Raw genomic sequence first — 12,835 nt, 5'->3', positions numbered from 1 at the left:
ATGGTGGAAACGCTGTTGCAGGTTCGCAACCTGAGTAAAACCTATCGCTACCGCACCGGCTGGTTTCGCCGCCAGACCGTCGAGGCGGTAAAGCCGCTGAGCTTTACCCTGCGCGAACGCCAGACGCTGGCCATCATCGGCGAGAATGGCTCTGGCAAATCCACACTCGCCAAAATGCTGGCCGGCATGGTCGCGCCCACCACGGGCGATCTGGTGATTGACGATCATCCGCTGACGTTTGGCGATTATTCGTTTCGCAGCCAGCGGATCCGCATGATTTTCCAGGACCCCTCGACATCGCTCAACCCGCGCCAGCGGATTTCGCAGATTCTCGACTTCCCGCTGCGGCTCAATACCGATCTGGAACCGGAAGCGCGCGCGAAACGCATTAAAGAGACGCTGCGCATGGTCGGCCTGCTGCCCGATCACGTGAGCTACTATCCGCATATGCTGGCGCCGGGTCAGAAGCAGCGTCTGGGCCTGGCGCGCGCGCTGATCCTGCGCCCGAAAGTGATTATCGCCGACGAGGCGCTGGCGTCGCTCGATATGTCGATGCGTTCGCAGTTAATCAACCTGATGCTGGAATTACAGGAAAAACAGGGTATCTCTTATATTTATGTGACCCAGCACATCGGCATGATGAAACACATCAGCGATCAGGTGATGGTGATGCATCAGGGCGAAGTGGTGGAGCGCGGCAGCACAGCCGATGTTCTCGCCTCGCCGCTGCACGATTTAACCAAACGGCTTATCGCCAGTCATTTCGGCGAAGCCTTAACCGCCGACGCCTGGCGGAAAGACCGCTAATCCGCCATCTGTAGTGGTCGGATTAACTCCTCCGGCGAGTCATGCTAGAATCGCCGCGTTTTAACGACGGCTGGCGTTTTCGGCCTGCCGCCATAACAATGACGATAAGGATTAAAAGCTATGGGTTTTCTTACCGGTAAGCGCATTCTGGTGACTGGCGTAGCCAGCAAACTGTCCATCGCGTACGGTATCGCACAGGCTATGCACCGTGAAGGGGCTGAACTGGCGTTCACCTACCAGAACGACAAGCTGAAAGGCCGCGTGGAAGAGTTTGCCGCTCAACTGGACTCCAGCATCGTGCTGCCGTGTGACGTTGCGGAAGATGAAAGCATCGACGCGCTGTTCACCGAGCTTGCCAAAGTCTGGCCGAAATTTGACGGTTTCGTACACTCCATCGGTTTCGCGCCGGCCGACCAGCTGGATGGCGACTACGTTAACGCCGTGACCCGTGAAGGCTTCAAAATCGCGCACGACATCAGCGCATACAGCTTTGTGGCAATGGCGAAAGCGTGCCGCTCTATGCTGAACCCGAACGCGGCGCTGCTGACCCTCTCCTACCTGGGCGCAGAACGCGCTATCCCGAACTACAACGTGATGGGTCTGGCGAAAGCGTCTCTGGAAGCCAACGTACGCTACATGGCGAACGCGATGGGTCCGGACGGCGTGCGCGTTAACGCCATCTCCGCAGGCCCGATCCGCACGCTCGCGGCTTCCGGCATTAAAGATTTCCGTAAGATGCTGGCGCACTGCGAAGCGGTCACCCCGATCCGTCGCACTGTCACCATCGAAGACGTGGGTAACTCCGCCGCGTTCCTGTGCTCCGACCTTTCCGGCGGTATCACCGGTGAAGTGGTTCACGTTGACGGCGGCTTCAGCATCGCTGCGATGAATGAGCTGGAACTGAAATAATCCTCCGGCTTCTCGCCAAAGGGCAGGTTTTCAACCTGCCCTTTTTATTTATGCCTTTCTGATATTTGTTATCACCGAACAATCTTTTATCGCCGTGACGTGTTACGCCAGGATAGTTGTGCGTGACTTGCCCGGCGCTGCGCATTGTTTCCGCTGTTCCGGGCGCTCATTTTCAGACAAGGAACGACCATGGAACAACGCCGCCTTACCGGCAAAAGCCACTGGTATCATGAAACCCAGTCCAGCCTCTGTCCGGCAGATCCGCTGCCGTTAGTTCCCGAAGCCGCAAAGGTGGAGGACCGTTTTCTGCTCGACCTGCCGCTGGACGACGTGAACATCGCCGCCCATGCGCCCTGGTGCGACGCCGCGCGTGCGCTTATCCCTTCCCTGCTACCTGATAAACACGACGTCACCCGCCTGCATACGCTCAGCGTGTATGACCGCCTCAGCACCGCGCTGACCGTAGCCCAGGTCTGCGGCGTGCAGCGACTGTGCAACCATTACGCCGCCCGTCTGGCGCCAGAGCCGGGGCCAGATTCGTCGCGCGAAAGCAACCGCCGCCTGACGCTGCTTACGCAAACCGCGCGCCAGCTCGCCAGCTCGCCGACGCTTATCGACAGCGCGGCGCGGACACAACTGGAAGACGCCGGGCTGTCGGTGCATGACATCGTCACCTTTACGCAGATTATCGGCTTCGTGGGCTTTCAGGCCCGCGCGGTCGCCCTGTTGCAGGCGCAGCCCGGCCAGCCAGCGCGCTGGTTGCCCGGTATCGATATGCAGCAGGATGCGCCCGCGTCGCTTTTCACCGCGCACGAACCCCGCTGGCAACCCGATCTCCCCACGCTCGAAATGGGCTGGGCCAGCGCCGAACAGCAGGCGGCCTACAATGCGGCGCTTGACGAACCGCTGCTGCAACCGCTGCTCTCCCTGCTGGCGCATGACGCCTGCGCGCTGCAGGGCCTCGCCGCCCTGCTCGCCTCGCTTCGCGGACACGAAATCACGCCTGACGCCGCGCTGGTGGCCCTGGTGTCGGCGCGCATCAACGGCAGCGTCAGTTGCTTTGATGAGGCCGCGCTGCGCCTGCGCGACGCACCCGGGCTTGCGGATGCGGCGCGCAACGGCGAACGGGCGCTGCTCGCCTGGAGCCATAACCACCAGAGCGCGCGCGCCATTATCCAGGCGATGCAGATGCTGACCCGCGCGCCGGCGCGGTTTGGCCACGCCCAGCTTGAGCCGCTGACAGACGCCGGTTTTGACGCGCAGACGGCGCTACGTCTGCTCGCCTGGGGCAGCGTTTGCGGCTGGGTAAATCGTCTGCGCCTCGGCCTTGGCGTCACGACCCAGCCCGCAGCGGTCTAAAGAGCGCTTGCCGGGAGGCGCGCAATCGCGTAAAACTGTCAGCCGCTCTTTTGGCCACGAAAATTCGACACTATGTTTCAGGATAACCCGCTGCTTGCGCAGCTTAAACAGCAACTGCATTCCCAGACGCCGCGCGCCGAAGGGGTAGTAAAAGCCACGGAAAAAGGTTTTGGTTTCCTTGAGGTTGACGCGCAGAAAAGCTACTTCATTCCGCCTCCGCAGATGAAGAAAGTGATGCACGGCGATCGCGTCATTGCCGTTATCCATACGGAAAAGGAAAAAGAATCCGCCGAGCCCGAAGAGCTTATCGAACCCTTCCTGACCCGCTTTGTGGGCCGGGTACAAAAGAAAGACGATCGTCTCTCTATCGTTCCCGATCATCCGCTGCTGAAAGACGCCATCCCGTGCCGCGCTGAACGCGGCGTCAGCCATGATTTCCAGAATGGCGACTGGGCGGTGGCGGAGATGCGCCGTCATCCGCTGAAAGGCGATCGCGGCTTTTACGCGGAACTGACCCAGTTTATTACCTTCGGCGACGACCATTTCGTGCCGTGGTGGGTGACGCTCGCACGCCATAATCTTGAGCGCGAAGCGCCGGACGGCGTGGCGACCGAGATGCTTGATGAAAACCTGACGCGTGAAGATTTAACCGCGCTCGATTTCGTCACCATCGACAGCGCCAGCACCGAAGATATGGACGATGCGCTGTACGTTGAAACGCTGGATGGCGACCGCCTGCAACTGACCGTTGCGATTGCCGATCCAACCGCGTGGATCGCCGAAGGCAGCAAGCTCGACAATATTGCCAAAGTGCGCGCATTCACCAACTACCTGCCGGGCTTTAACATCCCGATGCTCCCGCGCGAACTTTCCGACGATCTCTGCTCGCTGCGTGAAGGCGTACAGCGCCCGGCGCTGGTGTGCCGCATGATTATCGACGCGGAAGGCGCTATCAGCGATGAGATCCACTTCTTCGCCGCGACCATCGAATCGAAAGCCAAGCTGGCGTATGACGACGTCTCCAACTGGCTGGAAGAAAAAGGCGACTGGCAGCCGGGCAGCGAGGCGATCGCCGCGCAGATCCGTCTGCTACAGCAGATTTGCCAGCGCCGCAGCGCCTGGCGTGTGAAAAACGCGCTGGTGTTTAAAGACCGTCCGGATTACCGCTTCGTACTGGGCGAAAAAGGCGAAGTGCTGGATATCATTGCCGAGCCGCGCCGCATCGCTAACCGTATCGTTGAAGAATCCATGATCGCCGCGAATATCTGCGCCGCGCGCGTGCTGCGCGACAAGCTGGGCTTCGGCGTTTATAACGTGCACGCGGGCTTCGATCCGGCCAGCACCGAACAGCTGGCGACGCTGCTGCAAAGCCACGGCATGCACGTGGATGCCAGTGACGTGCTGACCCTGCCAGGCTTCTGCAAGCTGCGCCGTGAGCTCGATGCGCAGCCGTCCGGTTTCCTCGACAGCCGTATTCGCCGCTTCCAGTCATTTGCGGAAATCAGCACCGAGCCAGGCCCGCACTTTGGCCTGGGCCTTGAAGCTTACGCGACCTGGACCTCGCCGATTCGTAAATATGGCGATATGGTCAACCACCGTCTGCTGAAAGCCATCATCAAAGGCGAAAGTGCTGCGCGTCCGCAGGAAGAGTCCACCGTGCAGATGGCAGAGCGCCGTCGTCTCAACCGCATGGCGGAGCGCGATGTGGGCGACTGGCTGTATGCCCGTTTCCTGAAAGACAAAGCCGGTACCGATACCCGCTTCGCGGCGGAAATTATCGATGTCAGCCGCGGCGGCATGCGCGTGCGTCTGGTGGATAACGGCGCGGTCGCCTTTATTCCGGCGCCGTTCCTGCACGCGGTACGTGATGAACTGGTATGCAGCCAGGAAAACGGCACCGTACAGATTAAAGGCGAAACCGTTTATAAGGTCACCGACGTTATCGACGTGACCATCGCCGAAGTGCGTATGGAAACCCGCAGCGTGATCGCACGCCCGGTCGCCTGACCCTCCACTCCCCGGCCCCGCCGGGGAGTTCTTCTTCTCTCCCGTTTCGTTTCCTCCTCTGTGTGAGCGCGCACATTTTTCCCGTTTCACTTGGGCATTTTTCTAAAAAACGATCACACTAACAGAGTGCGTCGTAATTTAACGCTTTGAGAATTAAGCGAAATGGCCGTGACCGCACCGGGTCTGCCGCCTTCGCCAAAATATATTCCCGTAAAAACAATTGTTTTGCCTCTTATTGCCGGCAGAGTCCGGCTGTGCCGTTTGCGCAGCACCTGGTGTGGGTTCGGGAGAGAGCATGAAAGACGACCTGGATAATAATCTGCTGTACCGCTACTGCGGCGCCACCAGCCCTTTCTGGCGCCTGCCGCTGGACAGCAATGCGCTACAGCTTGCCGCCAGCGAAGAGGCCGTCACCAGCCACGTGGTGCCGCTGACGCCGGAGCAGGCCGCGCAGATCCGTACCATGAGTGTGATTACCTCAAGCGTCACGCTCTCGTTATCGCTGTTTGGCGAACTGGTGCCGGTGCATCTGGTGGGACGTAAGGTCTCGCGCAAGGAGTGGGCTGGCACGGCCTCGGCATGGCACGACACCACTTCCGTGGCGCGCGATCTGGTGCAGGGGCTCTCCTTCGCCGAACAGGTGGTGTCTGAAGCCAATTCAGTCATCGTTATTCTCGACCGCCACGGCAATATCCAGCGTTTTAACCGGTTGAGCGAAGAGTATACCGGCCTGAAAGAACAGGAAGTGATCGGGCAGAATGTCTTTACGCTGTTTATGTCTCCCGCTGAAGCCTCCGCCTCACGTCGCAACGTCACAGGTTTTTTTCGCAACGGCAGCTCGTATGAGGTCGAACGCTGGATCAAAACCCGCAAGGGCCAGCGGCTGTTTCTGTTTCGCAATAAGTTTGTCCACAGCGGCAGCGGGCGAAACGAAATATTCCTGATTTGCTCCGGCACCGACATTACCGAAGAGCGTCGCGCGCAGGAGCGTCTGCGCGTGCTTGCCAATACTGACGCCATCACCGGCCTGCCCAACCGCAACGCTATCCATGAGATGATAAGCGACGCCATCGCTAAACGCGGCGAAACCCAGGTGGGCATCGTTTATCTCGATCTCGATAACTTTAAAAAGGTCAACGATGCCTACGGACATATGTTCGGCGACCAGTTACTCCAGGCGGTGTCGCTCGCCATTCTAAGCTGCCTTGAGAAAGATCAGGTGCTGGCGCGGCTCGGCGGCGACGAGTTTATCGTGATGGCGACCGATACGTCCCAGGCGGCGCTGGAGGCGATGTCGTCGCGGATCATCACCCGGCTGAAGCATCCGTTTCGTATCGGGCTGATTGAGGTCTATACCGGTTGCTCGCTCGGGATTGCGCTGGCGCCGCAGCATGGCGACGATCGTGAGAGTGTGATCCGCAACGCCGACACGGCAATGTACACCGCCAAAGAGAACGGACGCGGCAAATTTTGCGTCTTCTGCCCGGAGATGAATCAGCGGGTGTTTGAGTATCTCTGGCTCGACACCAACCTGCGCAAAGCGCTGGAGAAAAATCAGCTGGTTATCCACTATCAGCCCAAAATAACGGCCAGCGGCGAGGTGGACAGCCTGGAAGCGCTGGTGCGCTGGCAGTCGCCGGAGCGGGGCCTGATCCCGCCGCTCGATTTTATCTCCTATGCCGAAGAGTCCGGGCTTATCGTGCCGCTGGGGCGCTGGGTGATGCTGGACGTGGTGCGCCAGGTGGCGAAGTGGCGCGATGACGGCATGCTGTTGCGGGTCGCGGTGAACGTCTCGGCGCGCCAGCTGGCCGACCAGACGCTGATAAGCGATCTGCGCCAGGCGCTTGCCGATATGCACTTCACCCGCAGCCCAATTGACGTCGAGATCACGGAAAGCTGTCTGATTGATAACGCCGACCTGGCGCTGTCGGTAATTGGCGCGTTCAGCGCGCTGGGCGCGCAGGTGCATCTGGACGATTTCGGCACCGGGTATTCGTCCCTCTCGCAGCTGGCGCGGTTTCCGCTGGATGCCATTAAGCTCGATCAAAGCTTTGTGCGCGATATCCATAAGCAGCCAGTATCGCAGTCGCTCGTGCATGCCATCGTCGCGGTAGCGAAGGCGCTCGATTTGAAAGTGATCGCTGAAGGTGTGGAGAGTGAAGAGGAAGATGCGTTTCTGACGCAAAACGGCGTCGATCAGCGCCAGGGATTTTTATTCGCCCGCCCAATGACCGCGAGTGAGCTTGAGCGCTGGTATCAACACTATCGCAAAGGGAAACAGACGCCGTAAACGGCGTCTGAGGTCATGGCCGTTAGCCTGCTTTACGCAGCGCCGCGGCGGTATGGCGGTTTTGCAGCAGGATCAGGCGCTCCATGTAGCCCACATCTTTCGGCTCCAGGCTGAACGCCGCGTCCACCCAGTCTTCGGTGATTTCCATCAGCTCATTACGCGAAAGCCGCAGCACGCGCTGGCGCGCGCGAAGCATCGCCCTCACCCCGTTAAGGCGTGGTTTCAGAGTATCGATAAACGTTCGCGTCGCCACAAACCCCTGGCCTGGCTCAAAGAGCTGATCCACCAGCCCCTGTGGCTGATACCACTCGGCGGTGTGAGATTCGCCCTGCCAGATGAGCTCCTCGGCGAGCCGCATCCCGGCGCGCCTTGTCACCAGCGAATAGCCGCCCATGCCGGGGAAGAGATTAAACGCGATCTCCGGGAACCCCATGCGGGCGTCACGCTGGGCCAGCACAAAATGGTGCGCCAGCGCCGCCTCGAAACCACCGCCGAGCGCGCTGCCTTCCACCATCGCAAGGCTAATGGCGCCGCAGTCAAACCCGCGCGAGGCGGCGTGTACGCAATCCACGCAGGCGCGTGCATAGGCGCGCAGCGCTTCGCGTTTGCCGTTGCGAATGCAGTCGACGAAAAACTGCAAATCGCCGCCGGTGTTATACATGCCGGGAACCAGCGAGCCGGTGACCCAGAAATCCACCTCCAGCCTGGCCTCCTGCACCAGATAGCTGAGGTTCATTATCTCTTCGATAAGAACATGGTTAAAACACGGACGCGGCTGGGCCCGCAACATCATCCAGATAATGCGGCGTTCTTCCTCGTAAAAGCCGGAAAGCTGAGTAAAACGCGCTGTATCGGTAAAGAGTTTGCAGGTCGATTGGTTGAATACTGACATAGTCTTTCCTCATGTAAGTTAACGCGTTATGCGCAGGATCAGACTAATTCACAGCAGCGTTTCGCACGGGGAGCCGGCCTGTTTTATAACCATAATTTATCTTTTAAAGCGAAATGATTGATTCTGGTGGCGTATTAAGAGAGCCGCCCGCTTCTCTTTAACGCCGCTTTTCTGCATCATGGGCCTGTATCAACCGTAAAAAGGAAGCATTATGCCGACAGTAAATCCGCAGCAGCTGGCTGACCGTATCGATACCGTTCTGGATATTCTGGTGGCGGGCGATTACCACTCCGCCATCCACAATCTGGAAATTCTGAAGGCGGAACTGCTGGCGCTGGGCCAGCAGGGAGAAGAACCGGGGGATAAGAAAGAAAAGGCGCCCTGGGAGATCTGACGCCTGAAAGTGCTTACAGGCTGAGCGTCCCGAACGCCTGTTGCCATTCGCGCCCGAAACCATCAACCGCCGCCGCGACGGCGGGCGTATTCAGTAACTGATCGGCGACATCCACGGGCAGCGTGATCGACTGACACCCCGCCAGCAGACAGCCGAGCGCCTGCTGCGGCGTGCGAAAGCTTGCCGCCAGCACTTTTGATTGCGGCGCGTGCAGCGTCAGCAGTTCCTGCAACTCGCTGACCGTCGCCACGCCGTCACCGCCCTGCGCATCCAGACGATTCACATAAGGCGCGACATATTCCGCCCCTGCCAGCGCCGCCATTAATCCCTGCAACGCGCCGTACACCGCCGTGCCAAGCAGCGGAATGCCGGACGGTTTAAGGATTTTCATCGCCGCGAGCCCCGCTGGTGTGACCGGAATTTTCACCACCAGACCTGGCACCCGCTGCGCCAGCTGTTCCGCTTCACGGACCATTTGCGGTGTGTCGACCGCGACGACCTGCGCGAAAAGTTTGCCTTCGCCGTTCAACGCATCCTGTAAGGCGGGCAGCAGATCCCAGAGCTTCACGCCCGCGCGCGCCACAATGGAAGGATTAGTGGTCACGCCCTGTAACGGCAGAATGCCCGCCAGGCGTTTGACGGCCGCGACATCTGCCGTATCGAGATACAGTTCCATAACGACTCCTGTTTTGAGCAAGTTAACATTGCCGTCATCTTAAATCAGTTGGTGCGGATAAAGCTGATCGCCGTCAATAAAACTTTCATTCGAAAGTTACATCATTTTCTAATGAAAGATAAAAGGCGTATTCACCATGATCTTTAATCTGCAACGCTACTCCACCCATGACGGGCCGGGCATCCGTACCGTGGTCTTCCTGAAGGGCTGTTCACTCGGCTGCCGCTGGTGTCAGAACCCGGAGAGCCGACGCCGTCAGCGCGACGTGCTGTTTGACGAGCGGTTGTGCCTGAGCGGCTGCGATCTCTGCACGCGGGCATGTCCGCAGGCGATTGACCGCAATGGCGAGACCTTAGTGATTGACCGTGCGGCGCTGGATGATGCCGCGCTCGATACGCTCACCGATTGCTGCCCCACGCAGGCCCTGAGCGTGTGCGGCGAATCCCGCAGCGTCGAGTCGATCATGGAAACCGTACTGCGCGACCGGCCGTTTTACGCCCGCAGCGGCGGCGGGATTACGCTTTCCGGCGGCGAGCCGTTCATGCAACCGGAGATGGCAAAAGCGCTGTTACAGCGCAGCCGCGAGGCGGGCATCCATACGGCGGTGGAATCCTGTCTGCATGTGCCGTGGAAACATATCGCCCCGTCATTGCCGTTTCTTGATTTGCTGCTGGCCGACTTAAAGCATGTCGACCCCAAGCGCTTTCACGCCTGGACCGACGGCAGCGCCGCACGCGTAGTAGATAATTTTCGCCGCCTGGCGGCGGCGGGCGTGGAGATGACCATTCGCGTTCCGCTGATCCCTGGCTTTAACGCCGATGAAGCCTCTATTCGCGCCATTACGGATTTCGCCGCTGATGAAACCGGCGCTCGTCATATTCATTTTCTGCCCTACCACACCCTTGGCATTAACAAGTATCGCCTGCTGGACTGGCCCTATCTGGCACCGGCAACGCCGCTCGACGAACCGGCGCTGCTGGCGTTTGCCGAAGATTACGCCCGCCAGAAAGGACTCACCGCCTGGATAAGAGGATAACCACCATGACCGAACTCAATCTCAGTTTTCTGCCTGAACGCATCAAAGCCCATAAAGCGGCGCTGGTGCACATCGTCCGTCCGCCGGTCTGTACCGAGCGGGCGCAGCACTACACCGCAGTCTATCAGCAGCATCAGGATAAACCGTTGCCGGTACGCCGCGCGCTGGCGCTGGCGCATCATCTGGCGAACCGCACCATTTGGATCAAACATGACGAGCTGATTGTCGGCAATCAGGCAAGCCAGGTGCGCGCGGCGCCCTTTTTCCCGGAGTACACCGTCAGTTGGATTGAGAAAGAGATAGACGATCTCGCCGACCGTCCAGGCGCCGGTTTCTCTGTCAGCCCGCAGGACAAAGCGGTAATGCACGAAATTTGCCCGTGGTGGCGCGGCCAGACCGTGCAGGATCGTTGCTACGGCATGTTTACTGATGAGCAAAAAGAACTGCTGGCGTCAGGCATTATCAAAGCGGAAGGGAATATGACCTCCGGCGACGCGCATCTGGCGGTGAATTTCCCGCTGCTACTGGAGAATGGTCTCGACGGCCTGCGCGCCAGAGTGGCGGAGCGCCGCGCGCGTCTGCTGCTGACCGATCAGGATGACCTGCATAAAGAACAGTTTCTGAAAGCGATCGACATTACCTTTAGCGCGCTCAGCGAGCATATTCAGCGGTATGCGGCGCTGGCGGCCCGTATGGCGCAGGAAGAGAGCCGCCCGGCGCGGCGCGATGAGCTGCTTGCTATTTCCGCTAACTGCGAACATATCGCGCATCAGCCGCCCGCGTCCTTCTGGCAGGCCTTGCAGCTCTGCTATTTCGTGCAGCTGGTGTTGCAGATTGAGTCCAACGGCCACTCCGTGTCGTTTGGTCGCCTCGATCAATACCTTTATCCGTGGTATCGCCGCGATGTCGAACTTGAACATACGCTTGAGCGCGAACGCGCTATCGAACTCTTGCAGAGCTGCTGGCTGAAGCTGCTGGAGGTCAACAAAATCCGCTCTGGCTCGCATTCGAAAGCCTCGGCGGGCAGTCCGCTCTACCAGAACGTCACGATTGGCGGCCAGCGTCTGCTTAACGGCGAGCCGGTGGACGCGGTCAACCCGCTCTCCTGGGCGGTGCTGGAGTCGTGCGGCCGCCTGCGTTCCACCCAGCCGAACCTGAGCGTGCGCTACCACGCCGGGATGAGCAATGACTTCCTCGACGCCTGCGTTCAGGTGATCCGCTGCGGTTTCGGGATGCCCGCGTTCAACAACGATGAAATCGTCATCGACGAGTTTATTAAGCTTGGCGTCAGCCGCGAAGATGCGTATGACTACGCGGCCATCGGCTGCATCGAAACGGCGGTCGGCGGGAAATGGGGTTATCGCTGCACTGGCATGAGCTTTATTAACTTCGCCCGTGTAATGCTGGCGGCGCTGGAAGGCGGTCGCGACGCGACGACCGGCAAGGTTTTCCTGCCGCAGGAAAAGGCGCTCTCCGCCGGTAATTTCAGCCACTTTAGCGAAGTGATGGACGCCTGGGATAACCAGATCCGCTACTACACCCGCAAATCGATTGAAATAGAGTGCGTGGTCGACACAGTTCTGGAAGAGAACGCGCACGATATTCTCTGCTCGGCGCTGGTGGATGACTGCATTGAGCGCGGCAAGAGCATTAAGCAAGGCGGCGCGAAATATGACTGGGTTTCGGGGTTACAGGTGGGGATCGCGAACCTGGGCAATAGCCTCGCCGCGGTGCGCAGGCTGGTGTTTGAACAGGGGGTGGTGACCCAGCCGCAACTGGCGCAGGCGCTGAACGATGATTTTTCGGGCCTTACCGGCGAACAGCTGCGCCAGCGGCTGATTAACAGCGCGCCGAAGTACGGCAATGACGACGACGATGTGGATTTGTTGCTGGCGCGCGCGTACCAGACGTACATCGACGAGCTGAAGCAGTATCACAATACCCGGTTCGGGCGCGGCCCCATCGGCGGCACCTACTACGCGGGTACGTCGTCTATCTCCGCGAACGTACCTTTTGGCGCGGCGACGATGGCGACGCCGGACGGACGCAAGGCCAGAACGCCGCTGGCGGAAGGCGCAAGCCCGGCGTCAGGCACTGACCGTCTGGGGCCAACCGCGGTCATTAACTCGGTCGGGAAACTGCCGGTGGCGAAAATACTTGGCGGCGTGCTGTTGAATCAGAAGCTTAACCCGTCCACACTGGATAACTTACGCGATCGCCAGAAACTGATGCAGATGCTCCGCACCTTCTTTGAGGTGCATAAGGGATGGCACGTTCAGTACAACATCGTCTCGCGTGAAACCTTGCTGGACGCCAAAGCACACCCGGATAAGTACCGCGATCTGGTGGTGCGCGTGGCGGGTTACTCCGCGTTCTTTACGGCCTTATCCCCTGATGCGCAGGATGATATTATCGCCCGTACCGAACATACGCTTTAAATGAAACCGCGGTGGCGCCATGCCACC

Annotated in this window: 10 protein-coding genes; 8 read left to right on the top strand and 2 right to left on the bottom strand. The window is 59.5% G+C overall.

The genetic code is table 11. From position 1 onward, the window contains the following. The 5 genes from sapF (at window position 1) to pdeR (ending at window position 7,372) form a co-directional block, all read left to right on the top strand. Window positions 1-807, top strand: coding sequence for a putrescine export ABC transporter ATP-binding protein SapF (sapF, locus tag AB8W27_RS09295; RefSeq protein ID WP_007698262.1), 807 nt, complete (start codon window positions 1-3; stop codon window positions 805-807). A 120-nt stretch (window positions 808-927) separates the two neighbouring features. Then, window positions 928-1,716 carry an enoyl-ACP reductase FabI gene (gene fabI, locus AB8W27_RS09290; protein ID WP_015741435.1) on the top strand — a complete coding sequence of 263 codons (789 nt, stop codon included), beginning with the start codon at window positions 928-930 and terminating at the stop codon, window positions 1,714-1,716. Window positions 1,717-1,905: 189 nt separating this feature from the next. Then, a complete protein-coding gene (locus tag AB8W27_RS09285; RefSeq protein WP_015741436.1) occupies window positions 1,906-3,075 on the top strand; it encodes a carboxymuconolactone decarboxylase family protein in 1,170 nt (389 codons plus the stop codon). A gap of 72 nt (window positions 3,076-3,147) precedes the next feature. Beyond that, window positions 3,148-5,082 carry an exoribonuclease II gene (locus AB8W27_RS09280; RefSeq protein WP_015741437.1) on the top strand — a complete coding sequence of 645 codons (1,935 nt, stop codon included), beginning with the start codon at window positions 3,148-3,150 and terminating at the stop codon, window positions 5,080-5,082. A 295-nt stretch (window positions 5,083-5,377) separates the two neighbouring features. After that, entirely contained in the window at window positions 5,378-7,372 is a 1,995-nt protein-coding gene (pdeR, locus tag AB8W27_RS09275; protein ID WP_041923614.1) for a cyclic di-GMP phosphodiesterase, read from the top strand. A gap of 22 nt (window positions 7,373-7,394) precedes the next feature. Here the strand turns inward: pdeR and AB8W27_RS09270 are convergent, their stop codons facing one another. Then, window positions 7,395-8,264, bottom strand: coding sequence for a crotonase/enoyl-CoA hydratase family protein (locus AB8W27_RS09270; RefSeq protein WP_015741439.1), 870 nt, complete (start codon window positions 8,262-8,264; stop codon window positions 7,395-7,397). A gap of 211 nt (window positions 8,265-8,475) precedes the next feature. Here AB8W27_RS09270 and AB8W27_RS09265 point away from each other — a divergent pair, with 211 nt between their 5' ends. Beyond that, window positions 8,476-8,658: a hypothetical protein gene (locus tag AB8W27_RS09265; protein ID WP_015741440.1), complete on the top strand. Its 183-nt coding sequence runs from the start codon at window positions 8,476-8,478 to the stop codon at window positions 8,656-8,658. A gap of 13 nt (window positions 8,659-8,671) precedes the next feature. Here the strand turns inward: AB8W27_RS09265 and fsa are convergent, their stop codons facing one another. After that, window positions 8,672-9,334 carry a fructose-6-phosphate aldolase gene (fsa, locus tag AB8W27_RS09260; RefSeq protein ID WP_041923615.1) on the bottom strand — a complete coding sequence of 221 codons (663 nt, stop codon included), beginning with the start codon at window positions 9,332-9,334 and terminating at the stop codon, window positions 8,672-8,674. Window positions 9,335-9,470: 136 nt separating this feature from the next. Here fsa and AB8W27_RS09255 point away from each other — a divergent pair, with 136 nt between their 5' ends. Beyond that, entirely contained in the window at window positions 9,471-10,370 is a 900-nt protein-coding gene (locus tag AB8W27_RS09255; protein WP_041923616.1) for a glycyl-radical enzyme activating protein, read from the top strand. Between the two features lie 5 nt (window positions 10,371-10,375). Continuing rightward, window positions 10,376-12,808, top strand: a complete 2,433-nt coding sequence (locus AB8W27_RS09250) for a formate C-acetyltransferase/glycerol dehydratase family glycyl radical enzyme (protein ID WP_015741443.1) — start codon at window positions 10,376-10,378, stop codon at window positions 12,806-12,808. The last annotated feature ends 27 nt before the right edge of the window (window positions 12,809-12,835 follow it).

Source organism: Cronobacter turicensis (assembly GCF_041222865.1).
GTDB lineage: Bacteria > Pseudomonadota > Gammaproteobacteria > Enterobacterales > Enterobacteriaceae > Cronobacter > Cronobacter turicensis.
This window is presented reverse-complemented; position numbering and strand designations above follow the sequence as displayed.